Raw genomic sequence first — 24,125 nt, 5'->3', positions numbered from 1 at the left:
CGTGGGAAACGACAGTGCCGGGAGCCAGAGGCGCCACCCTGTCATGGCGGACGTGGCGAAATTGGCCGGCGTGTCCCACCAGACGGTGTCCCGAGTGCTCAACGGCGCCCCGCATGTGCGGCCCGGCACCCGGGAGCGGGTGCTCGCCGCCATCCGTGAGCTGGACTACCGGCCCAACTCCGCTGCCCGAGCCCTGGTCACCCGCCGCTCGCAAACCCTCGGCGTGGTCAGTTTCAAGTCGACCCTGTACGGTCCCGCCTCGATGCTGGACGGCATCGAGCAGGCTGCGCGCAGTGCGGGGTATTCCGTCAGCGTGACCAGTCTGCGCTCCCTGGACGGCCGCTCGGTTCAGGAGGCCGTCGACCGGCTCCGCGACCAGGGCGTGGAGGGCGTGGTCGTGATCGCGCCCCAGATCTCCGCCGTCAGTGCGGTGGCCAAGCTCTCCAGCTCCGTGCCGGTCGTCGCGGTCGGACCGGGCAGCCAGTCGCGGGTTCCCATGGTCTCGGTCGACAACCGGTCCGGCGCCGAAGCGGCCACCAGGCACCTGCTCGACCTGGGTCACCGCACCGTGCACCACCTGGCCGGTCCGGCCGGCTGGATGGAGAGCCGGGACCGCCAGGAGGGCTGGCGCAGCGCGCTGGAGGCTGCCGGAGCCCCCGTGCCGCATGTGGAGTCCGGCGACTGGAGTGCTCGCGCCGGCTACCAGGCGGGCCTGCGGATCGCCGAACTGGACGACGTCACGGCCGTCTTCTGTGCCAACGACCACATGGCGCTCGGCCTGCTGCGCGCCCTGCACGAGGCCGGCCGCTCGATCCCGGGCGACATCAGCGTGGTCGGCTTCGACGACATTCCCGAGGCCGCCTACTTCACCCCGCCCCTGGCCACGGTGCGGCAGGACTTCGGCGAGCTCGGCCGCCGGGCCCTGGAACTGCTCGTCGGGGAGCTGGAGGGCGTCGCGCACACCGGTACCCACCTGCGGATCCAGCCCGAGACGGTGCTGCGCCGCAGCGCGGGGCCCGCCGCGCGTCGTTGAGCCGGCGCCGTCGGGCCCGGCGCTGACCGCCCCGGCGGCCCATGCCTTCCTTCCGACGCGTCGGCCGCACTTGGCCGATGGCACCGTCGATCCCTTGACGGGCGCATTGTTAACGCTCACAATTTCCTCGCGAGAGACGACTCCTCCACCGATTGCGCCGCATCCGCAACGCCGCCCCCTGGCCGCGCCCGCCATCGATCGGCCCGGGGGACGTGACCTTGCCCCTCCGAGCCGATGGCGCCCGCCCTTGCGGCGGGTGTCGCCCCCTCCCTCTCCCCGCCGCCTTGAACGGAGTAGTCGCGTGTCGCGAGACGCACTCGTATCCCATGGTGGAGTGACGGTGACCCAGGAGCCCGCCGCAGAGCTCCCCGACGGTCGGCGCATCACCCGCTGGACGTTCGGTTCCCCGGAGGGCGTCACGGCGGAGGTCCTCAGTCTCGGAGCACGCTTGCAGGCCCTGCACGCGCCGGACCGGGACGGGCGGTGTGCCAACGTCGTCCTGGGCTGCGAGAGCACGGCGGAGCTGTTCGGGGAGGCCGCCTACTTCGGCGCGACGGTCGGCCGCTACGCCAACCGAATCGCGGGCGGAACCCTGCCCCTCAACGGCACGACGCACCGACTGGCGACCCAGCGGGACGGCCACACCCTGCACGGCGGACCGGACGGCTTCGCCACTCGCCTCTGGGACGGAGTGCCGGTCCGTGCGGGCAGGCGGGCCGGTGTCCGGCTCCGCCTGGAAAGCCCCGACGGAGATCAGGGATTCCCGGGCGCCCTCACGGCAGAGGTCACCTACCTGCTCGGCCCCGACGGCGAACTCTCCCTCAGCTACCGGGCGACCACGGACGCTCCGACGGTTGTCAACCTCACCAACCACATGTACCTCAACCTGGCCGGTGAGGGCTGTGGGACGGTGCTCGGCCACCAGTTGCGGGTCGAGGCCGCCCGCTACACGCCCGTGGACGGAGAACTGATACCGCTCGGTCCGTCCGAGTCCCTCACCGGCACACCGTTCGACCTCCGCGAGGCGCGGACGATCAGTGGCCGCATCACCGAGGAACATCCGCAGATCCGCCGGGCCGGCGACGGCTTCGACCATAACTGGGTGCTCGACGGAACCGGGCTCAGGCGGGCCGCCGTCCTGAGCCACCCCGGCAGCGGCCGGCGCGTCGAATGCCTGACGACGGAGCCGGGGCTCCAGGTCTACACCGGAAACCACTTCGACGGTTCGCTGGTCGGCCGCTCCGGTCGCCCGTACCTCGCGTACGCGGGCATAGCGCTGGAGACCCAGCACTTTCCGGACTCGCCCAACCGGCCGGAGTACCCCTCCACCCACCTGAGCCCGGGGCAGGAGTACCGCTCGACGACGGTGTACCGCTTCTCGGCCGAGTAGGGATCGATGCCCTGCCCGCATCGTCGAAGCGCTTGCACACTGCGGTGCGGGCAATGACGTGTCCGGGCTCGGCAGGAGCCTGAGTGGATATGGGTCTGGTCGTACCAGGGACAGCCGACACTGGAGGCCGGCTTCGCCCGAGCCGGCGGCCGGGCGAAGCCGTCGGACAAGTCGCGGTTCCCTCATGGCGGAGCCGGGCCGTGCAATGTCACGGCCCGGCTCACGGGGCACACCGGCTCAGCGGGCGCCGAGGAGGTGTTCGAGGGCGAGCTGGTCCAGGTGCTCGAAGGCCATGCCGCGGCGGGCGGCGGCATCGACGTCGAACTCGTCGAAGGCGGACCGGTCGGCCAGCAGCCCGGCCAGACCGTCCTCGGCAGTGGGAAGGGCGAGATCGGGCAGCCGGGAGGCGGTGAGTGCGGCTCGGACCTCCGGATCGGCCCGGAAGGCGCGGGAACGCTCCGCCAGGAGCAGATAGTTGCGCATGCAGGCCGCCGCCGAGGCCCAGACGCCGTCGGAGTCCTCGGTGCGCGGCGGCTTGAAGTCGAAGTGACGGGGGCCGTCGTAGCCGGCCGACTCCAGCAGGTCGACCAGCCAGAAGGCCTGGCGCAGGTCGCCCGCGCCGAAGCGCAGGTCCTGGTCGAACTTGATGCCGGACTGGCCGTTGAGGTCGATGTGGAACAGCTTGTCGTGCCACAGGGCCTGGGCGATGCCGTGCGGGAAGTTCAGCCCGGCCATCTGCTCGTGGCCGACCTCGGGGTTGAGGCCGACCCGCTCGGGTCGGTCCAACTCGTTGATGAACGCCAGGGCGTGGCCGATGGTGGGCAGCAGGATGTCGCCGCGCGGCTCGTTGGGCTTGGGCTCGATCGCGAAGCGCAGATCGTATCCCTGGCTCTCCACGTACTCGCCCAGCAGGTCGAAGGCCTCCTTCAGCCGGTCGAGGGCGAAGCGCACGTCCTTGGCCGCGCCCGACTCCGCGCCTTCGCGGCCGCCCCAGGCGACGTAGACCGAGGCGCCGAGTTCCACGGCCAGGTCGATGTTGCGGATCGTCTTGCGCAGTGCGTACCGGCGGATGTCCCGGTCGTTCGCGGTGAAGGCGCCGTCCTTGAACACCGGGTGGGTGAAGAGGTTGGTGGTGGCCATCGGCACCTTCAGCCCGGCCGTGTCGAGTGCGGTGCGGAAGCGCTTGACCGCCTGCTCGCGTGCGGTGTCACCGGCCCCGAAGGGGATCAGGTCGTCGTCGTGGAACGTGACGCCGTAGGCGCCGAGCCCGGCCAGCCGCTCCACGGTCTCGACCGGGTCGAGGGCGGGTCGGGTGGCTTCGCCGAAGGGGTCACGGCCCTGCCAGCCGACGGTCCACAAGCCGAAGGTGAACCTGTGCGCGGGGGTGGGGACGAGCGGGTCGCTGGTCATGAGGAGCTCCGGTTCAGGGCCGAGGGCTATTTGTAATGGCAAAAAACAAATTAGTATGCGGAGACGCCAGAAGGAACCCCACCGGAGGAACGCATGTCTGCTCAGCGCGTCGTGATCGGTGTCGACAGCTCGACCCAGTCCACCAAGGCCCTCGCCGTCGACCTGGACACCGGCGCCGTCCTGGGCGAGGGCCGCGCCGCGCACACCGTCAGCGCGGGCGCCGGACGCGAGAGCGACCCCGAACAGTGGTGGCGGGCGCTCGGCGAGGCCGTGGCGGGCACCGGCTGGGCGGATCGCGCCGCCGCCTGCTCGATCGCCGGCCAGCAGCACGGCCTGGTCACCCTCGACGCGGCCGGCCGGCCGGTGCGCCCGGCACTGCTCTGGAACGACGTCCGCTCCGCCCCGCAGGCCGCCGAACTCGTGGCCGCGTTCGGCACGGCAGAGCTCGCCAGCCGCACCGGAAGCGTTCCGACGGCCGCCTTCACGGCCGCCAAGTGGGCCTGGCTGCAGGCGAACGAGCGCGCCGCCGCCGACCGCGTCGCGGCCGTCCGGCTTCCCCACGACTTCCTGACGGAGCGGCTGACCGGTGAGGCGGTGACGGACCGCGGAGACGCTTCGGGAACCGGCTGGTGGGGCCCGGACGGCTACGACCAGGACGTCCTCGGCCGGATCGGCCTCGACCCCGGGCTGCTGCCGCAGGTCCTCCCGCCGGGCGCCCGGGCGGGCGTCGTCCGAACCGGGATGCCACTGCGCGAGGGCGCCCTGGTGGCCATCGGGACCGGTGACAACATGGCGGCCGCCCTCGGGCTGGGCCTGACTCCGGGGCGTCCGGTGCTGAGCCTCGGCACCTCCGGCACCGTCTACGCCGTCGGCCGGACCCGGCCCGCCGACCCGAGCGGAATCGTCGCCGGTTTCGCCGATGCCCTCGGCGGCTGGCTGCCGCTCGCCTGCACGCTCAACTGCACCCTCGCCGTCGACCGCTTCGCCGCCCTCGTCGGCCGCGACCGCGAGGACGTCGAGGGAGGCGGCACGGTGGTGGTGCTGCCCCATCTGGACGGCGAGCGCACTCCGGACCTCCCGCACGCTTCCGGCCTGGTCCACGGCCTGCGCCACGACACCACGCCGGGCCAGCTGCTCCAGGCCGCCTACGACGGCGCCGCCCACGCCCTGCTCGCGGCCCTGGACGACGTACTGCGTGCCGGAGGCGAGGACCCCGCCCCCGACGAACCCCTGCTGCTGATCGGCGGCGGAGCCCGCGGCCGTGCCTGGCAGCGGACCGTCCTGCGGCTGTCCGGCCGGGCGGTTCAGGTGCCCGCGGTCCGGGAACCGGTCGCGCTGGGGGCCGCCGCCCAGGCAGCCGCACTGCTCACCGGTGAGCCTGCCGACGCCGTCGCCCGGCGCTGGCGGACCGCCGCGGGCCGGGTGCTGGACCCGGTGGCCCGTGACGACGACGCACTCGAACGGATCACCAGTACGCTGCGGCGGGCGCGGGCCTTGCAGGAGGTCCCGCAGGGAGAGCGATAGGAGGGCCGGGTCGATGACGGGGACCGGCAGGGCGAGCGGGGGCGCGCAGGCCGCGCCCGCCTCGCAGCAGGGGATGCGCCGGCGGAACCTCGCGGTGGTGATCGGCGCGGTCGCCGCGCACGGACCGCTCTCCCGGGCGGACGTCGCCGGGCACACCGGCCTGACCAGGCCTGCCGTCTCCTCCATGGTCGACGAGCTCATCGGCCGCGGAGCGCTGACCGAGACGGAGACCGCGCCCAGCGGACGGGTCGGCCGCCCCGGACGGGCGCTGGTCCTGAGTGATCGAGGTCCCGCGGGACTCGGCCTGGAGATCGGCGTCACGCATCTCGCCGCGTGCGTCGTGGACCTGCGTGGTGAACCGCGGGTGTGGCGTCGGGTGGAGCGGGCCAACGCGGGCCGGTCGGCCGGAGAGGTGCTGGCGGAGGTCGCCGCGCTGGGCGCCGAGGCGGAGTCCGAGGCCGCGGCCCTGGGCCTGCGCGTCGAAGGTCGCGTCCTGGCCGTGCCGGGGGTGGTGCCGAACGCGCCGGGCGGGCTGGTCGCGAACGCACCGAACCTGGGCTGGCAGGCAGTGCGCCCCGCCGACCACTGGCCCGACCCCGACACCGTGCCCGAGCCGGAGAACGAGGCCAACCTCGGGGCGCTGGCCGAGCAGTGGCACCGGGGCAACCCCGCCGAGACCTTCGTACACGTCTCCGCCGAGGCCGGAATCGGTGCCGCACTGGTCATCGGCGGGCGGCTGTTCCGGGGCGCCCGCGGCTTCGCGGGCGAACTCGGCCACCTGCCCGTCCACCCGGAGGGCGCCCGTTGCGCCTGTGGGGCGCGCGGCTGCCTGGAGCAGTACGCGGGCGAAGCGGCCGTGCTGCGCGAGGCCGGGCTGGAACACGTCGGCGACCCGGTGGTCCTGCTCGCCGAGCGCGCAGCCGCCGGGGACGCCGCGACCCTGCGAGCCCTGGACCGCGCGGGACGGGCCCTGGGCCTCGCCCTGGCCTCGGCGGTGAACCTGATCGACCCGGACCACCTCGTCCTGGGCGGTGCCTACGCCGAACTCGCCGACTGGCTCCTCCCGGCGGTACGCGCCGAACTGGCCGCCCGGGTCACCGTCCGACCCTGGAAGCCGGAGGCGGTGTGCCCCTCGGCCCTGGGCCGCCGTGGACCGGTGCTGGGCGCGGCATGGTCGACCGTCCGGCAGATCATCGCCGATCCCGCTCGCCTGCCGGCGCGCTGAGCGGGATCGGGGAGCCCGCTCAGGGTCGCCGGGCAGAGCGAGCGGATCAGTCGTCGATCGCTCGCAGCGGGTCGTCGCTCAGGCTGGCGGCCAGCCACTGCTCCACGGCCGTGATGTGGACGGTCGTGGCGGCGGTGGCCAGCAGGGCGTCGCGTGCTTGGAGCGCGCCGAGGATCTGCTCGTGGTCCTGGTGGGCGTTGTCCAGTGCGTGACGGGTCCGGCTGCCGCGGACGATGCGGACGCGCTGGGTGCGGGTGGAGAGCACCTGCAGGAGCATCGACAGCACGGGGTTGCCGACGGCTTCGACGATCCTGAGGTGGAAGGCGATGTCGTGGGCGACGAACTCCTCCACGGTGGTGGCGGCCCGGGACCTGTCGAGGATGTCGCGCAGTTCCTGGAGGTCCTCCGGCGTCAGCAGGGCAGCGGCCAGCCCGGTCGCCTGCGGTTCCAGCAGGCGGCGCACCTGAATCAGTTGCAGTGCCGTGTGGCCCTGGGAGACGTCGGCGGCGAAGGAAAGACTCTCCAGCAGGAGATGGGGCTCCAGGCTCGAAACGTATGTGCCGTCGCCCTGACGGGTGATCAGGATGCGCATGGCCGTCAGCGCACGGACTGCCTCGCGCAGCGAATTCCGGGACAAGCCGAGTTGTGCGGCGAGGATCTCCTCCTTGGGCAGACGGGAGCCGGGAGCGAGTTCGCCGTCGAGGATCATCGCCTTGATCTTGTCGATCGCCTCGTCCGTCAGTGCCACTAACGTGCCTCTCAGTGCGGGGTGTGTTCGGGACGGTGGCTCCGCCGGACCCGGACCGGGGCCTGCGGAGCCGTTTGTGGGACGGGGCTATTCTTGCTTCTCGCCGGACGCGAACCGGGAGATGATCAGGGCGACAATGATGATGGCGCCATTGAGGAACTGGTTCCACAGGGGCGGTACGCCCGCCAGCGTCATGACGTTGACGACGAGCTGGAGAGTGAGGACGCCGGTGAGGGCGCCGAAAACGGAACCCTTGCCGCCGTTGAGGCTGACTCCGCCGATGACGGTCGCGGCGAAGACCTGGAAGATCCAGCCGCTGCCCTGGGTGGCGGAGATGGAGCCGTAGTGCCCGCTGTAAAGGGTACCGGCGAACGCCGCGAGAACGCTGCCGAGGATGAGGACGACCCACACGGTGCGGTCGACGCGGATGCCCGCAGTGCGGGCGGCCTCGGCATTGCCGCCGATTGCGTACAGTGCCCGGCCGTGCCGGAGCCAGGCCAGCGAACTGCCGCCGATCGCGAAGAGCAGGGCGCACACCCAGATCGCGGCGGGCACGCCCAGCCAGGACGCCCTGCCCAGGTAGGTGAAGGACGAGGGCAGCTCGACGATGGACTGACCTTCGGAGAGGGCGACTTGCAGTCCGCGGAGCATCGTCAGGGCGCCGAGGGTGACGATGAAGCCGTTGAGGCGCAGCTTGAGGATGAGGAAGCCGTTGACGGCACCGATCAGCGCCCCGACCAGCAGGCAGAGCGGGATGGCGGTCCACTCGGGGAAGAGGCCGAGTCCGGTGAACCGGCCCCCACTGGAGGGCAGGATCAGCCACACGGCGATCACGGGAGCCACGCCGATCGTGGACTCCAGGGACAGGTCCATCCGACCGGCGATGAGGACGAAGGTCGTGGCGAGCACCAGCAGGCTCAGCTCGGTGGACTGCTGGGCCACACCGATCAGATTGTCGGCGGTGAGGAAGGCCGGCGAGACGATGAACCCGATCAGGCCCAGGACGAGGATCGCCGGAACCAGGGACAGTTCACGGAAGCGTCCGAGACCGGCCCGACGGTGGGCGGTGTCCGCCGCGGCCGGCGTCGCCGTCCTCGGTGCGGGCTCGGTGAGATCTGTGGTGGCGGACATGACTACCTTCCGTGCTCGTCTGCGCCGGAGGAGGCGGATGAGGCGGGTAGGGCGGATGTGGGAGACGTCGTGGTGGCAGGAGCCGGATCGCCCGCGACGCCCTCGATGGCGGCGACGAGGTCCTCGTCCCTCCAACCGTGGTCGAACTCGGCCACCACGCGCCCGTGGAACATGACGACGACCCGGTCGCAGACCTTGAGGTCGTCCAGCTCGTCGGAGACGATCAGCGCAGCCTTGCCGCCGTCCGCGACCTGCCGGATCCTGCCGAGGAGGAACTCCTTGGACTTGACGTCCACACCGTTCGTGGGGCGGATGGCCACGAGCACGTGCGGATCGGTGGCCAGGGCGCGGGCGACGACGACCTTCTGCTGGTTGCCGCCGGAGAGGGCGGAGACCGGGGTGGCGACGCCGGGAGTCTTGATGTCGAGGTCCCGGATCACGCGCTGCGCGAAGGCCCTGGTGCGGGCGGGCAGCACGATGCCGAACGGACCGAGCTGGTCGGTGACGGTGAGCGTCGCGTTCTCCGCCACGCTGCGGTTGCCGACCAGCCCCTGGTGGTGGCGGTCCTCCGGGACCAGACCGACGCCGGCGGTGAGCGCGGCCGGCACGCTGCCGGTGCGCACGGTCCTGCCGCCGACCGAGATCCGGCCGCCCTTGGCCCGGTGCAGACCGGCGACCGCCTCACCCACCTGCACGCTGCCACTGGCGGTGGCTCCGGCGAGCCCGACGACCTCGCCGGAGCGTACGGAGAGGGAGACGTCCTCGCAGGCACCGGGCAGCGTCAGGCCGTCGATCGCCAGCAGTTCCGAGGCGTCGGCCCGCGTGCCCGGGGGGCGGCCCGCGGTGGCGGAGACAGTGGAGGCCGACTCGCCGGTCATGGCCTCCACCAGGGACGTATGCCCGAGCTCGGTGACGGGCGCGGTGAGGATGTGGGCCGCGTCGCGGTAGACCGTGACCGTCGTGCAGAGGTCGTACACCTCTTGCAGGTGGTGGGAGATGAAGAGGAAGGCGACACCCTGGCGCTGGAGGTCGCGGAGCTTGTCGAAGAGGCGGCCGATGCCGCGGCCGTCGAGCTTCGCGGTCGGCTCGTCGAGGATGATGAAGCGGGCGCCGAACGACAGGGCCCGGGCGATCTCCACGAACTGCCGCTGCTCGACGGTGAGGTCCCTCGCCCGGGCGGTGGGATCGACGTCGACGCCGTACTCGCCGAGGAGCTCCTCGGCGCGGTGGCGCAGCCGCTTCCAGCGGATGGGCCGCAGCGGGGCGCCGCTCTGCCGGTTCAGGAAGAGGTTCTCGGCGACGGTCAGGTCACCGATGATCGTGGACCGCTGGTAGACGCAGGCGACGCGGGAGCGCCAGGCGTCGATGTCGCCGAAGGCGGGGGCCGGCTCGCCCGAGAAGCGCAGCGCTCCGGTGTCGGGCTGCTGAAGGCCGGTGAGGATGGACACGAGCGTCGACTTCCCGGCGCCGTTGCGTCCGACCAGGGCGTGCGACTCGCCCGGGGCGATGGTGATGCGGGCGTCGCGCAGCGCGACGGTCGCGCCGAATCGTTTGCTGATGCCGGTCGCCTCGGCCACCGGGGCTGGGTTGCCGGGGCCGGTCGCCGGGGCGGTCGCGGTGTCCGCCATGGTGGATACCGTCCTTCGTGTAAGGAGGCTGGGGCGCCGAGGTGCGCGGGGGTGCGCCCGGGGCTGCGGGGAGAGGCCGCGGTCGGGGGACGGAGGGTCGTCCGTCCCCGACCGCGCGACGGGGGCGGGGCCGGCCGTCAGCCGACGTTGTTGCCCCACAGGGTCTTGTCGTCGACGTTGTCCTTGGTGACCAGCGGAGCGGGGAGCTGGTCCTCCAGGCCGTTGGGCAGCTTGATGATGGTGGAGCCGTGGTCGGTCGCACCCGGCTGGAAGGTCTTGCCCTCGGCGGCGGCCTTGGCGTAGTACAGCGCGTACTTGGCGTAGAGGTCGGCGGGCTGGGAGATGGTGGCGTCGATCCGGCCCTTGCGGATGGCGTCGAACTCCTGCGGGATGCCGTCGTTGGAGACGATGCTGATGTGGCCCTGCTGCCCGGTGGGCTGGAGCAGGCCCTTCTGCTCCAGCAGGGCGAGAGTGGGCTGCAGGAAGACACCGCCCGCCTGCATGTAGATGCCGTTCAGGTCCGGGTGCTGCGCGAGCAGGCTCTGCAGTTTGGCGGAGGCCACGTCGCCCTTCCAGTCGGTGGGCAGCTCGAAGACCTTGATCTGCGGGAACTTCGTCTTCATGCACTCCGCGAACGCCTCGGACCGGTCGCGGCCGTTGATGGAGTCGAGGGCGCCCTGGAGCTCGGCGACCTTGCCCTGGCCGCCCAGCTGCGTACCGAGGAACTCGCACGCCTTGGTGCCGTACGCCCTGTTGTCGGCTCGGACGACCATGTAGACATCGCCCTTGTCGGGTCTGGTGTCGACGCTGACCACCGGGATCTTCTTCGCCGCGAGGGTCTCCAGGGTCGAGGCGACGGCACCGGTGTCCTGAGGCGCCATGACGACGGCCTTGGCGCCCGTGTTCTGGAACACCTGCACGTTGGCGACCAGCTTGGTGACGTCGTTCTGCGAGTTGCTCAGCGGCAGCGCGTTGATGCCGTCTGTCTTGATGTCGTTCTTCAGGTACTGCGCGTAGGAGTTCCAGAAGTCGGAGTCGGAGCGGGGCAGGTCGATGCCGATGGCGGACTTGTCGCCGCCCGGGGCGGCCGAGCCGGGGCTCTCGCGGTTGCACGCGGTAGTGAGTCCCAGCAGCGCGAGGACGGCGGTGACGGCTGCGGCGGTGGAGCGGGTGCGAGTGTGCTTCATGGCCGTGTTCTCTCCTTAGCCGGGGGGCGCGGCGACGGTCAGGGGGACGTACGCGCCGTGTGGAAGGTGGCGGGGGCGCTGGACGGCGCACCGAATGATCCGGCCATTCCTCCGATGTATCTTGGACGGGACGTTACGACGACGTTGCCGAGGTTGACAAGGGTGTGCGCCTGACTTGATGGGCCGGGCCCTGGCCCCGCAGGGCGTCGTGGTAGTGCCCAACTCCATCTGACCCCGTGTTATGTCCGACTGTGCGCGACTGATGGGGCTTCGGTAGGCGTGCCCCTGACGGCTTCGGGAGAGTTGTTCCACGAGAGGGTCCGCCGACAACGGCGAGGAAATACATCCGAGGAATCCATTGTCAGCCGCGATCTCCGCGTCTATGTTCGCTGTGGCTCGCGATACATCCGATGACTGACCATGCGGATGACTGGAGCCCTGGCGAACGGCTGTACCGGCGCATTCAGGTAGCCCGCCCGTACGGCCGATCCCACAGACGAAACCGAAACCCGCTCGGCAAGGGAGCTGCCCCGTGAAACTGCTACGCGTCGGATCCCCAGGTGAAGAGCGGCCCGCGGTACGCGTCGACGACGGCCGGCTGCTGGACCTGTCCTCCGTGACCCGGGACATCGACGGTGCCTTCCTCGCCTCCGGAGGGATCGACCGGGCCCGCGCGGCGGTCTCGGCGGGGGAGCTGCCCGAACTGGACAGGGACGGGCTGAGGATCGGGGCACCCGTCACCCGCCCCGGCAAGGTGGTCTGCGTCGGCCTGAACTACCGCGATCACGCCGCCGAGACCGGCGCGGCGATTCCCGTGCGTCCTGTGGTGTTCATGAAGGACCCGGGCACGGTCGTCGGCCCGTACGACGAGGTGCTGATCCCCCGGGGATCGGTGAAGACCGACTGGGAGGTCGAACTCGCGGTCGTCATCGGCCGCCGGGCGCGCTACCTGGACGGACCGGATGCCGCGCGGGCCGTGATCGCCGGGTACGCGATCAGCCACGACGTATCGGAGCGGGAATTCCAGCTGGAGTACTCGTCGCAGTGGGACCTGGGCAAATCCTGCGAGACCTTCAACCCGCTCGGCCCGTGGCTGGTCACCGCCGACGAGGCCGGCGACCCGCAGGACCTCGGCCTCCACCTGAGCGTCAACGGAGTGAAGCGGCAGGACAGCAACTCCAGCGGCATGATCTTCACCGTCGACCACATCGTGTGGTACCTGAGCCAGTACATGGTCCTGGAGCCGGGCGACGTGATCAACACCGGTACGCCCGCGGGCGTGGCCCTGGGTCTTCCCGGCACCCCCTACCTCCGCCCCGGCGACACGGTCGAGCTCTCCATCGACGGCCTCGGCAGCCAGCGCCAGATCTTCGCCCAAGCGTGAAAGGCAGCACCACCTTGACTGCAACCTCCGCTCGGATCACCGCCGTCGACACCTACGACGTCCGCTTCCCCACCTCGCGGGAACTGGACGGCTCAGACGCGATGAACCCGGACCCCGACTACTCCGCCGCCTACGTCGTCCTCCGCACCGACGCCGGCGACGGGCACGAAGGACACGGCTTCACCTTCACCATCGGACGCGGCAACGACGTCCAGGTCGCCGCGATCGACGCACTGCGCCCCCATGTCCTGGGCCGCTCCGTAGCGGAGGTGTGCGCGGATCCGGGATCGGTCAGCCGCGACCTGATCGGCGACAGCCAACTGCGCTGGCTCGGCCCCGAGAAGGGCGTGATGCACATGGCGATCGGCGCCGTGGTCAACGCCGTCTGGGACCTGGCGGCCAAGCGGGAGGGCAAGCCGCTGTGGCGGCTGCTCGCCGACGCCACGCCGGAGTGGCTGGTCTCCCAGATCGACTTCCGCTACATCGCCGACGCCCTCACGCCCGAGGACGCCCTCACGCTCCTCCACGAGGGCCGCACGGGGCGCGCGGAACGCGAGGCGACCCTGCTGGAGCGCGGATATCCCGGCTACACCACCTCCCCCGGCTGGCTCGGCTACACCGACGAGAAGCTCACCCGGCTGGCCAAGCAGGCCGTCGCCGACGGCTTCACCCAGATCAAGCTCAAGGTCGGCGCCGACCTGAGCGACGACATCCGGCGGCTGCGCACCGCCCGCGGCGCCGTAGGTGACGGCATCCGCATCGCCATCGACGCCAATCAGCGGTGGAACGTGCCCGAGGCGATCGCGTGGACCAATGCCCTCGCCGAGTTCGACCCGTACTGGATCGAGGAGCCGACCAGCCCCGACGACGTACTGGGCCACGCGACCGTACGGCGGGCCGTCGCCCCCGTGAAGGTGGCCACCGGCGAGCACGTGCAGAACCGGATCGTCTTCAAGCAGCTCCTCCAGGCCGGCGCGATCGATGTCCTCCAGATCGATGCGGCGCGCGTCGGCGGGGTCAACGAGAACCTCGCGATCCTGCTGCTCGCCGCGAAGTTCGGGGTGCCGGTGTGCCCGCACGCCGGCGGAGTGGGGCTGTGCGAGCTGGTGCAGCACCTGTCGATGTTCGACTACCTGGCCCTCTCCGGAACCACCGAGAACCGAGTCATCGAGTACGTCGACCACCTCCACCAGCACTTCGTCGATCCGGTGGTGATCCGGGACGGCCACTACACCGCGCCGCTCGCCCCCGGCTTCTCCGCCACCATGCGTGCGGAGTCCATCGCCGAGTACCTCTACCCGGACGGCACGTTCTGGACGGCCGACCGCGCCGTGCAGGAGGAAGCGGCATGAGCGAACTGACCGGCCTCAAGGCTCTCGTCACGGGCGGTGCGTCCGGCATCGGCCTCGCCACGGCCCGCGCGCTGGCGGCGCGGGGCGCGGCCGTCGCCGTACTCGACCTCGATCCGGAAGGCGTGGGCGAACCGCTGCTCGGCCTCAAGGCCGACGTCGGCGACGACGCCTCCGTACGTGCCGCCGTGGAGGAAGCGGCCACGCGGCTCGGCGGCATCGACATCCTCGTCAACAACGCGGGCATCGGCGCCGCCGGCACCGTCGAGGACAACCCCGACGAACAGTGGCACCACGTCCTGGACGTCAACCTCCTCGGCACGGTCCGCACCACCCGGGCCGCCCTGCCCCACCTGCGCCGGTCCGCACACGCGTCCGTGGTCAACACCTGCTCCATCGCGGCCACCGCCGGACTGCCGCAGCGCGCCCTGTACTCCGCCAGCAAGGGCGCCGTGCTGTCCCTCACCCTGGCCATGGCCGCCGATCACGTCAGCGAGGGCATCCGCGTCAATTGCGTCAACCCCGGCACCGCCGACACCCCCTGGGTGGCCCGGCTGCTCGACGCCGCCGACGACCCCGAGGCCGAACGGGCAGCACTGGCCGCCCGCCAGCCCATGGGCCGTCTGGTGACCGCCGAGGAGGTGGCGGCCGCCATCGTCTACCTGGCCGGTCCGGCCGCGGCGTCCGTCACCGGCACCGCGCTCGCGGTGGACGGCGGCATGCAGGGACTGCGGCTGCGCCCGGCGGCCGGGTCGTGAGGACCACCGGGCTGGGCGGCGGCACGGTGAAGGTCTCGGAGCTCGCCCTGGGCTGCGCGGCCCTCGGCAACCTCTACCGCCCGGTCTCCGACGAGGCCGCCCGCGCCACGGTGGACGCGGCCTGGGACGCCGGGGTCCGCACCTTCGACACCGCCCCCCACTACGGACTGGGCCTGTCGGAACGGCGGCTCGGGGCCGCCCTGCGCGACCGCCCCCGTGACAGCTACACCCTTTCCACAAAGGTGGGCCGGATCCTCGAGCCGGACCCGCGGGGCATCCCCGGAAACGACCTCGGCCACGGCTTCGCCGTCCCGTCCACCCACCGCCGGGTCCGGGACTTCAGCGCCGACGGCGTGCTGCGCTCCCTCGAAGCGAGCCTGGAACGCCTCGGCCTCGACCGCGTCGACATCGCCCTGGTGCACGATCCCGACGACCACGCCGAGCAGGCGCTGCGCGAGGCGTACCCGGCCCTGGAGCGGCTGCGCGGAGAAGGCGTGGTCGGGGCGATCGGCATCGGCATGAACCAGTCCGCCCTGCCCGCCCGCTTCCTGCGCGAGACCGACATCGACGTGGTGCTCCTGGCAGGCCGCTACACCCTCCTGGAACAGGACGGGCTCACCGAACTGCTCCCGGAGGCGGCCGCCCGCGGCCGCAGCGTCATCATCGGCGGCGTCTTCAACTCCGGGTTGCTGACCGCCCCCCGGCCGGGTGCCACCTACGACTACGCGCCGGCACCGCAGCCGGTGCTCGACCGGGCGCTGCGGCTGCTGGCGGTCACCGAGCGCCACGGCGTGCCGTTGCGGGCCGCCGCGCTGCGCTTCCCGTTCGGCCACCCGTCCGTGGCGAGCGTCCTGACCGGCGCCCGTTCCCCCGAGGAGGTGCGCGACACCGTGGAGCAGCTGCGGCGCCCGATCCCGGACGCCCTGTGGGACGAGCTGCGCGCCGAGGGCCTGCTGGACCCGGACACCCCCGTACCCGTCACCGCACCCATCGGGGAAACCCCGTCGCCGAAGGAGCCGTCATGAAGGTCGCCCTGCACACCAAGGTCCGCGCCGACCGCATCGAGGAGTACGACGCCGCGCACCGGCAGGTGCCAGGAGAGCTGACCGCCGCCATCCGCGCTGCGGGCGTGAGCGAGTGGACGATCTGGCGCAGCGGCACCGACCTGTTCCACGTACTGGAAGTCCAGGACTACCAGGCGATGATCGCCGAACTCGAGAAGCTGCCGGTCAACATCGCCTGGCAGGCTCGGATGGCCGAGCTGCTGGACGTCGTCCACGACTACTCCGCGCAGGGCGCCGACACCACGCTGCCGGTGGTGTGGGAGCTGTGACCGGGGCGGACCACGGGCCGGGCATCGTGGACGCCCACCACCACGTGTGGGACCTGTCCGTCCGCGACCAGGACTGGATCACCGGGCCCGAACTCGCCCCGCTGCGGCGTGACTTCTCCCTGGCCGACCTGGCGCCGGAGGCCCGCGCGGCCGGCGTCACCGCCACCGTGCTGGTGCAGACGGTCACCGTGCCGGAAGAGACCCCCGAGTTCCTGGCCATGGCCGCGCGCAGCGACCTCGTCGCCGGGGTCGTCGGCTGGACCGACCTGACCGCACCCGACGTCGCCGACACCCTCGCCGGGCTGCGCGCCGGCCCCGGTGGGGAGCACCTGGTGGGGATGCGCCACCAGGTGCAGGGCGAGCCGGACCCCCGCTGGCTCGTGCGCCCGGAGGCACTGCGCGGCCTGAGCGCGGTCGCCGAGGCGGGGCTCGTCTACGACCTCGTGGTGAAGCCGAACCAACTCGCGGCCGCGGTAGAGGCCGCGCAGCACCTTCCCGGCCTCACCTTCGTGCTCGACCACCTCGGCAAGCCGCCCGTCGCGTCCGGCGAACTCGCACCCTGGGCGGAACGGATCAGGCGCCTCGCCGCCCTCCCCAACACCATCTGCAAACTCTCGGGCATGGTCACCGAGGCCGACTGGGACTCCTGGACGGTCGATGACCTGAGACCGTACGCCGACACCGTCCTGGACGCCTTCGGCCCCGGGCGGCTGATGTTCGGCTCCGACTGGCCCGTCTGCCGGCTCGCCGCCACCTACGCCGAAGTCGTCGCCGCTGCCGGTGACGTGACGGCCGAACTCGGCCCGGCCGAGCGCCACGACCTCTTCACCGGCACGGCCGTGCGGACCTACGGCCTGACCATCACGGCACCCCCCGGCCCGCCCCAGGAAACCCCATGCGCATAGCCCTCTTCATCACGTGCTTCAACGACACGATGTTCCCCCGCACCGGTCAGGCGGTGACCGCACTGCTGGAACGCCTCGGCCACACCGTGGAGTTCCCGCAGGGGCAGACGTGCTGCGGCCAGATGCACTTCAACACCGGCTACCGTCCCGAGACCCTGCCGATGGTGCGCCGCTTCACCGAGGTCTTCGAGGGCTACGACGCCGTCGTCGCCCCCTCAGGGTCCTGCGCGGGCATGGTGCGCGACCACCACCGGGTGGTGGCCGCCCAGTACGGGGACTCCGCCCTCACCGAGGCGGTCGAGCGCGTGGTACCGACGGTGTACGAGCTGTCGGAACTCCTCGTCGACGTCCTCGGAGTCACCGACGTCGGCGCGTACTTCCCGCACCGCGTCACCTACCACCCGACCTGCCACTCGCTGCGCATGCTCCGCGTCGGCGACCGGCCGCTCGCGCTGCTGCGCGCCGTGAAGGGCATCGACCTCGTCGAACTGCCCGCCGCCGAGTCCTGCTGCGGCTTCGGCGGCACCTTCGCGCTGAAGAACGCGGACGTGTCCAACGCCATGCTCGCCGACAAGATGCGCCATGTCCTCGGCACCGGAGCCGAGTTCCTGTCCGCGGGCGACAACTCCTGTCTCACGCACATCGGCGGTGGCCTGTCCCGCCTCCGTACCGGCGTCGGCACGATCCATCTGGCCGAGATCCTGGCCTCCACGGAAGGGGATCCACGATGAGCGGCGCCGACAACGTCGTATGGCTGGGCACCCCGGCCTTCCCGCAGGCGGCGCGTACCGCGCTCGCGGACACCCAACTGCGGGCGAACCTGCGCCGGGCCACCGGCACCATCCGGGACAAGAGGCTGGCGGTCGCCGCCGAACTGGAGGACTGGGAGGAACTGCGGGAGACGGCGGCAGCCGTCAAGCGCCACACCCTGCGCCACCTCGACCACCATCTCCTTCGCCTGGAGAAGTCCGTGACCGCCGCGGGCGGAGTGGTCCACTGGGCGGCGGACGCCGCCGAGGCCAACCGCATCGTCACCGACCTGGTGCTGGCGGCCGGCGGCAGTGACGTTGAGAAGCATGAGGTCGTCAAGGTCAAGTCGATGGCGACCCAGGAGATCGGCCTCAACGAGGCGCTCGCCGACGCAGACATCCGCGCCTACGAGACCGATCTCGCGGAACTCATCGTGCAGTTGGGCCGCGATCGCCCCTCCCACATCCTGGTGCCGGCCATTCACCGCAACCGCTCCGAGATCCGGGAGATCTTCCGGCGGGAGATGGGGGAGTGGGGAAGGCCGGCTCCCGAAGGGCTCTCCGACGATCCCCGCGATCTCGCCGAGGCTGCCAGGCTCCACCTGCGGGAGAAGTTCCTGCGGGCCAAGGTGGCCGTCTCGGGTGCCAACTTCGCCGCCGCCGACACCGGAACGGTGGTGGTGGTGGAGTCGGAAGGCAACGGGCGGATGTGCCTGACGCTGCCCGAAACGCTGATCACGGTGATGGGCATCGAGAAGGTCCTGCCGTCCTTCGCCGACCTGGAGGTCTTCCTCCAGCTCCTGCCCCGCTCGTCCACTGGCGAGCGCATGAACCCGTACACCTCCCTGTGGACCGGTGTCACCGAGGGCGACGGCCCGCAGAACTTCCACCTGGTCCTCCTCGACAACGGCCGCACCGCGACCCTGGCCGACGAGGTGGGCCGCCAGGCCCTCGCCTGCATCCGCTGCTCGGCGTGCCTGAACGTCTGCCCGGTGTACGAGCGCACGGGCGGCCACGCCTACGGATCCGTCTACCCCGGCCCGATCGGCGCCGTACTGACCCCGCAGCTCGTCGGCATCGGCAGTGACATCAAAAGCGGGGCGGCCTCCCTGCCCTTCGCCTCGACCCTGTGCGGCGCCTGCTACGACGCCTGTCCCGTGAAGATCAACATTCCCGAGGTGCTGGTCCACCTGCGCGCGGAGGTCGTGGAGGCAGGGCGGCGCAACAGAGTCCTGCCCACCGTCGAGGCGCTCGCCATGAAGGCCGCCGGCGCCGCCCTGTCCTCCCCGGGACGACTGGCCACGGCACAGAAGCTCGCCGCCCTCGGGGCCCGGCTGGTGGCCCGCGACGGCCGGATCGGCGCCCTGCCGGGTCCGTTCGCCCGCTGGTCCGACACCCGTGACACGCCCCTGCCGCCCCGGGAGACGCTACGCGCCTGGTGGCGCCGGACGAGAACACCCGCGAACGAAGACGACCCGGCGACGGGGGAGGGGAAGGGACGACGATGAACGACCGCGAGACCGTCTTGAGCGCGGTGCGCAGAGCCCTGGCCGGAGTGCCCGGATCGGAGAACCCCGACGACATACCGTTGCCGGCCGTTCGACGGGCCGACCACGCGGGACCGGACGTCGTCGGGCTGTTCGCCGAGCGTGCCGCCGAGTACCGCGCCACGGTGGTCCGAGTTCCGGCCGCCGACGCTGCGACGGCCGTGGGGCGCGCGCTGGCCCGTACCGGAGCACGGTCCCTGGTGGTGCCGGCCGGGTTTCCCGAGGACTTGGTACCGCCAGGGCCCTGGTCGCGGTTGGAAGACGCTCCGCCACTGACGGTGGGACAACTCGACGGAGCGGACGCCGTGGTCACCACCGCCGCCACCGCGATCGCCGTCACCGGCACCGTGATCCTCGACCACGGATCCGGCCAGGGGCGCAGGGCCCTCACCTTGCTGCCGGACCAGCACGTGTGCGTGGTCCGGGTGGGCCAGATCGTCCCCGACGTACCCGAGGCGCTGAGCCGGCTCGACCCCCACAGGCCGCTCACGCTCATCTCCGGCCCCTCGGCCACCAGCGACATCGAGCTGGACCGGGTCGAGGGCGTACACGGGCCCAGGACGCTGGACATCGTCCTGGTGATGGACGCGTAGCACCCTCGTGCCGCGCCACGTCACTCCCTGAACGGACCGAGACGCACATCCGATTTCCGAGCACGTTCCGCCCGCTCTTCCCCCCTCACTCTCCAGGAGCCGAACGATGTCCTCGTCCCCCCTCAGCCGACGCGCCCTGATCAGGGCCGCCGCCCTCGCCGGCGGCGCCGTGGCGTTCGGTCTGCCGCAGGTCCTGTGGCCCGCCACCGCCCAGGCCTACACCGTCCCGTCGAAACTGGACTGGTGGTACCAGGCCAGGTTCGGCATGTTCATCCACTTCGGGTCCTACTCCTACCGAGGCCACGGCGAGTGGGCCTTCTCCAGCGAGAACTGGAACAAGGCCGACTATCAGGCCCAGGTGACCACCCCGTTCAACCCGGCCGCCTTCAACGCCGCCACCATCGCCGAGCTGGCCAGGAACGCCGGCATGAAGTACCTCGTGATCACCGCCAAGCACCACGAGGGCTACGCGATGTGGGACTCCGACGTCGCGGGCTTCACCGACACCACCGGCACCAAGCAGTACAACCTGCACGACTACAACGGCCACCAGCCCGACCTGCTGGCGCAGCTGAAGATTGAGTGCGAGAAGCGGGGCGTCAAGTTCGGGCTCTACTACTCGATCCTGGACTGGAGCCACCCCTCCCAGACGATCAACCGGAACAACCTCTACTCCGACATGTCGTCGCAGGCCGCCCGCACCGGCTACATCAACGGCATGAAGGCCCAGCTGCAGGAACTGCTGGACCGCTACGACCCGGCCGTCCTGTGGTTCGACGGAGACTGGTGCGCCAACCCGTCCAGCCCCACGCTCAGCGATTGGTGGACCAAGGCCGACGGCGAGGACCTCTACGGCTGGCTGATGGCCCGCAAGCCCGGGCTCGTCGTCAACGAACGCGTCAAGCGGGACCTCGGCCTGGGTGACTTCGCCTGCCCGGAGCAGACCGTGCCTGCCGCGCCACTGGACCGGCCGTGGGAGACCTGCGCCACCATGAACGGCCAGTGGGGCTACACCGACTGGGCCGAGAACAACTACAAGCCCGTGAAGGACATGGTCCAGGAGATGGTCACGGTCGTCTCCCGGGACGGCAACTACCTCCTCAACATCGGCCCCAAGGGCGACGGCACCGTGCCTGCCGGAACAACGACGGTACTGGGTGGGATCGCCTCCTGGATGGCCGTCCACGCGGACAGCATCCACGGCACCAGCGGCAGCCCCTTCGTCGTCGAGCCTTCCTGGGGCAGGATCACCAAGAAGGACGGCAAGCTCTTCGCCCACGTCTTCACGTGGCCGACGGGCGGCACCCTGCAGATCCCGGCGGTCCAGAACACGATCAGCCGCGTCTACTTGATGAACAACCCCTCCGCTTCGCTCTCCTACACGGTCAGCGGCGGCCAGATCAACGTCAGCGTGCCGTCCACAGCGCCCAACGCGAACGACTCCGTGGTCTGCGTGGAGGTCGTCGGCATGCCGGCGGTCCTGGCCAACGGCGTCTACCGGCTGGTCAGCGCCCAGAGCGGCAAGGCCCTGGACAACGGCAACACCGCCACCGAGGGCGGCCAGGTCATCCAGTGGACCGCCAACGGAGGCTCCCCGCAGCAGTGGACGGTCACCGACCTGGGCCACGGCTACTACAAGCTGCTCAGTGTCCGCAGCGGCAAGGCCCTCGACGACAACGGCAGCACCTCCGACGGCGCGGTGATGGTGCAGCGCACCGACAGCGGCGGTCACGGGCAGCAGTGGGCGGTCGCCGCGCTGGGCGGGGGCGCGTTCCGGCTCACCAACCGGCACAGCGGAAAAGTGCTGGACAACGCCTACGCGAGCGGGGACGGAGGCCCGATCACCCAGTGGTCCGCCAATGGCGGCCCCGCGCAGAACTGGAACCTGACCAAGATCGGCTGAGCGCGCCGGGGTGGTGTGCCGAGGACACACCACCCCGGCTCAGGTGTTTCTCACGGGGTACGACCTCGGACGGAGAAGGCTACGCCCGCGAGCCGCACCGGGCCGCGCAGTCCGAGGCGGACCTCGTGCACACCGGCCGCCACGACGACGGGGGCGCTCACCGTGGCGTAGTCGTGGGGCCCGGCCGTACTCGGGGAGAGCGTGAGCACTGCCAGTACCGGACCGTCACCCAGCGAGAGTTCGACCGTGCCCTCACCCGCAGCCTCCACCGTGATTCCGGCAGCCCCTCCTCCGAAGTCACAGTCACGGAAGATCAGCTCGCCCCTGCAGCCGGCCACGGGGGCGACGGAGTCACCCGATGTCTTCGTACGGTCCACGATCTCCGTGTCGCTCTGGTCGTCGAAGTCCACCGCGTCCAGGCCGCCCGCCATGACCGGCCGGGGGAGGGACGGCTCGCCGTCGAGGTCGACGGTCCCGGTGAGACGGATGTCCTCGCTGGAGGCTCCGACGAGGATCTCGTAGGGGCCCGGTGCCACCCGCAGACGTCCTTGCGCCACGTCCCAGAACGCGAAGGCCGACATCGGCACGCGGAAGGCGATCTCCGTGACCTCGCCGGGTGCGAGCGTCACACGCCCGTGCGCGGCCAGTTCCCTGCGGGGCCGTGGCACCGACGTCTCGACGGCCCGGGTGTAGAGCTGGGCGACCTCGTCAGCGGTGACGTCACCGGTGTTGCCGACCGTGAAGGACACGTGCAGTGTCCCGTCCTCGACGCGGGTCGTGAGGCCTTCGTAGGAGAAGGACGCGTACGACAAGCCGTGGCCGAAGGGGAAGAGGGGCGTGCCCTCGAAGTAGAGGTAAGTCTGGCGGCCGCCGATCACGTCGTAGTCGAGGAGGTCGGGCAGATCGCGGTCGTCGGCGTACCAGGTCTGCGGGAGGCGGCCGGCGGGGGAGGTGTCGCCGGCCAGGATCCGGGCCAGGGCGGTGCCGGCGGCCTGGCCGCCGTGGGCCGTCCACAGCAGCGCCGGCACCTCCGCGTGGTCGAGTGCGTACGGGTACGCCGACACCAGCACCAGCACCGTGTTCGGGTTGGCCGCGCGGGCCGCGCGCAGGAGGCGCTCCTGGTGGGCCGGGAGGGCCAGGGTCGTACGGTCCTCGGTCTCGCGTCCGTTGATGTGCGGATCGTTGCCGACGACCACCAGGACCACGTCCGCCTGCGAGGCGACCTTGTCCACCGCATCCTCGCCGCGTTCGACGACGACCTCGAAGGTCTCCCCGTTCCCGGCGGCAACCTTGAGGCCGTCCGCGGCGACAGAGAGGAGGCGACCCGTACCGATGTGCCGAAGGAGGTGCCCGTTCCCTTGAGGCTCCAGGCGGAACGTCTCCTGCACGACCCAGCCTCCGGGCTGGTCGGCGGAGGCTCGGACACGGCCGTCCTCGGCGACGGACAGATAGCGGCCGTCGGGGGCGCGCAGGGTCAGCACGCCCCCGCCCCAGTCGATGAGGGAGAGCTCGGTGCCGGTCGCGTCGGTGGTGAGCGGGGGCAGGTCCGTCCGGCCCGCGAGCAGGGCCGGGTCGAGGGCGCCTCCGGCGCCGCGCACCTCGTCGTGGGCGTCCGCCTCGGGGACGTGCAGGAAGGCTCCGGCCGAGGTCTTCAGCCGGATCCGGTCCACGCCCTTCGTGAACTGCACGCGCTCCGATCCGAACCGCTCGTACAAGCCCGCCAGCGGCGTGCTGCGGTGCAGGAGCGTGCCGCTGTACCAGTCGAGCTTGCACTCGTCGGCGAGCGGGCCGACCACCGCGATCCGGCTGTCGGACGCGAGCGGCAGCAGGTCACCGCTGTTCTTGAGCAGCACGACCGCTTGCTCGGCCGCCTCCCGGGCGAGCGCCCGGTGAGCGGGTGTGTCGAATTCCGTGGTGAGCGCGTGCGGGTCGTGCTGCGGGTCGAACTCGCCGAGGCGGAAGCGGACCGAGAGCTGGCGGCGGACCGCCGCGTCGATGTCCGACTCGGTCAGCAGGTCCTGCTCGAGGGCGCCGCGGACCCGTGCGGTGATCTTCGAGCTGTCGGTGCCGTGGTCGGTGAAGCTGTCGACCCCGGCCAGGAGTGCGGCGGCCGTCGCCTCCTCGTGGGTGTCGAAGTAGTGCTCGGAGTCGACCAGGTTGGAGGGCGCGCCCGCGTCCGAACAGACCAGCAGCTCCTCCTCGGTCCAGGTGCGCAGATGCTTGCTCAGATACGGCGAGACGTGGTTCGGCCGGCCGTTGACCAGGTTGTACGCCGGGTCCGTCAGAGACACCGCTCATCCCTCCCCCCCCACCGCGCCCCCGAGCTGC

Annotated in this window: 19 protein-coding genes and 1 pseudogene; 14 read left to right on the top strand and 6 right to left on the bottom strand. The window is 71.4% G+C overall.

Translation table 11 applies throughout. The features are described 5' to 3' along the window. Positions 1 to 43 precede the first annotated feature (43 nt). Both AC3IYJ_RS04335 and AC3IYJ_RS04330 read left to right on the top strand, forming a co-directional pair. Positions 44 to 1,033 carry a LacI family DNA-binding transcriptional regulator gene (locus tag AC3IYJ_RS04335; protein WP_489402683.1) on the top strand — a complete coding sequence of 330 codons (990 nt, stop codon included), beginning with the start codon at positions 44 to 46 and terminating at the stop codon, positions 1,031 to 1,033. Positions 1,034 to 1,373: 340 nt separating this feature from the next. Further along, positions 1,374 to 2,423 carry an aldose epimerase family protein gene (locus AC3IYJ_RS04330; protein WP_489400016.1) on the top strand — a complete coding sequence of 350 codons (1,050 nt, stop codon included), beginning with the start codon at positions 1,374 to 1,376 and terminating at the stop codon, positions 2,421 to 2,423. A 237-nt stretch (positions 2,424 to 2,660) separates the two neighbouring features. On the opposite strand, the gene xylA is transcribed toward AC3IYJ_RS04330, so the two are convergent. After that, the gene (gene xylA, locus AC3IYJ_RS04325) at positions 2,661 to 3,833 is read right to left on the bottom strand and encodes a xylose isomerase (protein ID WP_489400015.1); all 1,173 of its coding nucleotides are present in this window, start codon (positions 3,831 to 3,833) and stop codon (positions 2,661 to 2,663) included. A 93-nt stretch (positions 3,834 to 3,926) separates the two neighbouring features. Here xylA and xylB point away from each other — a divergent pair, with 93 nt between their 5' ends. Both xylB and AC3IYJ_RS04315 read left to right on the top strand, forming a co-directional pair. Beyond that, positions 3,927 to 5,357, top strand: coding sequence for a xylulokinase (gene xylB, locus AC3IYJ_RS04320; protein ID WP_489400014.1), 1,431 nt, complete (start codon positions 3,927 to 3,929; stop codon positions 5,355 to 5,357). Between the two features lie 13 nt (positions 5,358 to 5,370). Further along, positions 5,371 to 6,582 carry an ROK family protein gene (locus tag AC3IYJ_RS04315; RefSeq protein ID WP_489400013.1) on the top strand — a complete coding sequence of 404 codons (1,212 nt, stop codon included), beginning with the start codon at positions 5,371 to 5,373 and terminating at the stop codon, positions 6,580 to 6,582. 46 nt (positions 6,583 to 6,628) lie between these two features. Here the strand turns inward: AC3IYJ_RS04315 and AC3IYJ_RS04310 are convergent, their stop codons facing one another. The 4 genes from AC3IYJ_RS04310 to AC3IYJ_RS04295 all read right to left on the bottom strand — a co-directional run bounded on the left by AC3IYJ_RS04310 (position 6,629) and on the right by AC3IYJ_RS04295 (position 11,276). Continuing rightward, positions 6,629 to 7,330: a FadR/GntR family transcriptional regulator gene (locus tag AC3IYJ_RS04310; protein WP_489400012.1), complete on the bottom strand. Its 702-nt coding sequence runs from the start codon at positions 7,328 to 7,330 to the stop codon at positions 6,629 to 6,631. Between the two features lie 87 nt (positions 7,331 to 7,417). Beyond that, positions 7,418 to 8,461, bottom strand: coding sequence for an ABC transporter permease (locus AC3IYJ_RS04305; RefSeq protein WP_489400011.1), 1,044 nt, complete (start codon positions 8,459 to 8,461; stop codon positions 7,418 to 7,420). Between the two features lie 2 nt (positions 8,462 to 8,463). Continuing rightward, positions 8,464 to 10,089, bottom strand: coding sequence for a sugar ABC transporter ATP-binding protein (locus tag AC3IYJ_RS04300; protein WP_489400010.1), 1,626 nt, complete (start codon positions 10,087 to 10,089; stop codon positions 8,464 to 8,466). A 137-nt stretch (positions 10,090 to 10,226) separates the two neighbouring features. Further along, on the bottom strand, positions 10,227 to 11,276 hold the full coding sequence (locus tag AC3IYJ_RS04295) for a sugar ABC transporter substrate-binding protein (protein WP_489400009.1): 1,050 nt from the start codon (positions 11,274 to 11,276) through the stop codon (positions 10,227 to 10,229). Positions 11,277 to 11,808: 532 nt separating this feature from the next. Between AC3IYJ_RS04295 and AC3IYJ_RS04290 the strand changes: the two genes are divergently transcribed. The 10 genes from AC3IYJ_RS04290 to AC3IYJ_RS04245 all read left to right on the top strand — a co-directional run bounded on the left by AC3IYJ_RS04290 (position 11,809) and on the right by AC3IYJ_RS04245 (position 21,797). Then, entirely contained in the window at positions 11,809 to 12,660 is an 852-nt protein-coding gene (locus AC3IYJ_RS04290; RefSeq protein WP_489400008.1) for a fumarylacetoacetate hydrolase family protein, read from the top strand. A gap of 14 nt (positions 12,661 to 12,674) precedes the next feature. Further along, complete coding sequence (locus AC3IYJ_RS04285) at positions 12,675 to 14,012, top strand: L-fuconate dehydratase (protein WP_489400007.1); 1,338 nt, start codon at positions 12,675 to 12,677, stop codon at positions 14,010 to 14,012. Further along, positions 14,009 to 14,767 carry an SDR family NAD(P)-dependent oxidoreductase gene (locus AC3IYJ_RS04280; RefSeq protein WP_489400006.1) on the top strand — a complete coding sequence of 253 codons (759 nt, stop codon included), beginning with the start codon at positions 14,009 to 14,011 and terminating at the stop codon, positions 14,765 to 14,767. The genes AC3IYJ_RS04285 and AC3IYJ_RS04280 overlap by 4 nt, the downstream gene beginning before the upstream one ends. Then, a complete protein-coding gene (locus AC3IYJ_RS04275; protein ID WP_489400005.1) occupies positions 14,764 to 15,792 on the top strand; it encodes an aldo/keto reductase in 1,029 nt (342 codons plus the stop codon). The genes AC3IYJ_RS04280 and AC3IYJ_RS04275 overlap by 4 nt, the downstream gene beginning before the upstream one ends. Further along, complete coding sequence (locus AC3IYJ_RS04270; protein ID WP_489400004.1) at positions 15,789 to 16,100, top strand: L-rhamnose mutarotase; 312 nt, start codon at positions 15,789 to 15,791, stop codon at positions 16,098 to 16,100. Before AC3IYJ_RS04275 ends, AC3IYJ_RS04270 begins: the two co-directional genes overlap by 4 nt. Continuing rightward, a complete protein-coding gene (locus tag AC3IYJ_RS04265; protein ID WP_489400003.1) occupies positions 16,097 to 17,005 on the top strand; it encodes an amidohydrolase family protein in 909 nt (302 codons plus the stop codon). Before AC3IYJ_RS04270 ends, AC3IYJ_RS04265 begins: the two co-directional genes overlap by 4 nt. Beyond that, the gene (locus AC3IYJ_RS04260) at positions 16,996 to 17,736 is read left to right on the top strand and encodes a (Fe-S)-binding protein (RefSeq protein WP_489400002.1); all 741 of its coding nucleotides are present in this window, start codon (positions 16,996 to 16,998) and stop codon (positions 17,734 to 17,736) included. The genes AC3IYJ_RS04265 and AC3IYJ_RS04260 overlap by 10 nt, the downstream gene beginning before the upstream one ends. Then, a complete protein-coding gene (locus tag AC3IYJ_RS04255) occupies positions 17,733 to 19,262 on the top strand; it encodes a LutB/LldF family L-lactate oxidation iron-sulfur protein (RefSeq protein WP_489400001.1) in 1,530 nt (509 codons plus the stop codon). The genes AC3IYJ_RS04260 and AC3IYJ_RS04255 overlap by 4 nt, the downstream gene beginning before the upstream one ends. Beyond that, entirely contained in the window at positions 19,259 to 19,894 is a 636-nt protein-coding gene (locus AC3IYJ_RS04250) for a LutC/YkgG family protein (RefSeq protein ID WP_489400000.1), read from the top strand. Before AC3IYJ_RS04255 ends, AC3IYJ_RS04250 begins: the two co-directional genes overlap by 4 nt. Positions 19,895 to 20,000: 106 nt before the next feature. Further along, positions 20,001 to 21,797, top strand: coding sequence for an alpha-L-fucosidase (locus AC3IYJ_RS04245; RefSeq protein ID WP_489399999.1), 1,797 nt, complete (start codon positions 20,001 to 20,003; stop codon positions 21,795 to 21,797). A gap of 50 nt (positions 21,798 to 21,847) precedes the next feature. Here AC3IYJ_RS04245 and AC3IYJ_RS04240 read toward each other — a convergent pair. After that, positions 21,848 to 24,091, bottom strand: a pseudogene (locus AC3IYJ_RS04240) (glycoside hydrolase family 3 protein); the annotation flags it as partial. Between the last annotated feature and the right edge of the window lie 34 nt (positions 24,092 to 24,125).

It is taken from the genome of Streptomyces sp. GL_140 (genome assembly GCF_057834465.1).
The sequence above is the reverse complement of the archived record's forward strand: the minus strand, read 5'-3'. Positions and strand labels throughout refer to the sequence as shown.

Coding starts and splice junctions, on each gene's coding strand:
- AC3IYJ_RS04335 (WP_489402683.1), top strand. CDS start 44: ATGGCGGACGTGGCGAAATTGGCCGGCGTGTCCCACCAGACGGTGTCC.
- xylA (WP_489400015.1), bottom strand. CDS start 3,833: ATGACCAGCGACCCGCTCGTCCCCACCCCCGCGCACAGGTTCACCTTC.
- xylB (WP_489400014.1), top strand. CDS start 3,927: ATGTCTGCTCAGCGCGTCGTGATCGGTGTCGACAGCTCGACCCAGTCC.
- AC3IYJ_RS04315 (WP_489400013.1), top strand. CDS start 5,371: ATGACGGGGACCGGCAGGGCGAGCGGGGGCGCGCAGGCCGCGCCCGCC.
- AC3IYJ_RS04305 (WP_489400011.1), bottom strand. CDS start 8,461: ATGTCCGCCACCACAGATCTCACCGAGCCCGCACCGAGGACGGCGACG.
- AC3IYJ_RS04300 (WP_489400010.1), bottom strand. CDS start 10,089: ATGGCGGACACCGCGACCGCCCCGGCGACCGGCCCCGGCAACCCAGCC.
- AC3IYJ_RS04295 (WP_489400009.1), bottom strand. CDS start 11,276: ATGAAGCACACTCGCACCCGCTCCACCGCCGCAGCCGTCACCGCCGTC.
- AC3IYJ_RS04280 (WP_489400006.1), top strand. CDS start 14,009: ATGAGCGAACTGACCGGCCTCAAGGCTCTCGTCACGGGCGGTGCGTCC.
- AC3IYJ_RS04270 (WP_489400004.1), top strand. CDS start 15,789: ATGAAGGTCGCCCTGCACACCAAGGTCCGCGCCGACCGCATCGAGGAG.
- AC3IYJ_RS04260 (WP_489400002.1), top strand. CDS start 16,996: ATGCGCATAGCCCTCTTCATCACGTGCTTCAACGACACGATGTTCCCC.
- AC3IYJ_RS04255 (WP_489400001.1), top strand. CDS start 17,733: ATGAGCGGCGCCGACAACGTCGTATGGCTGGGCACCCCGGCCTTCCCG.
- AC3IYJ_RS04250 (WP_489400000.1), top strand. CDS start 19,259: ATGAACGACCGCGAGACCGTCTTGAGCGCGGTGCGCAGAGCCCTGGCC.
- AC3IYJ_RS04245 (WP_489399999.1), top strand. CDS start 20,001: ATGTCCTCGTCCCCCCTCAGCCGACGCGCCCTGATCAGGGCCGCCGCC.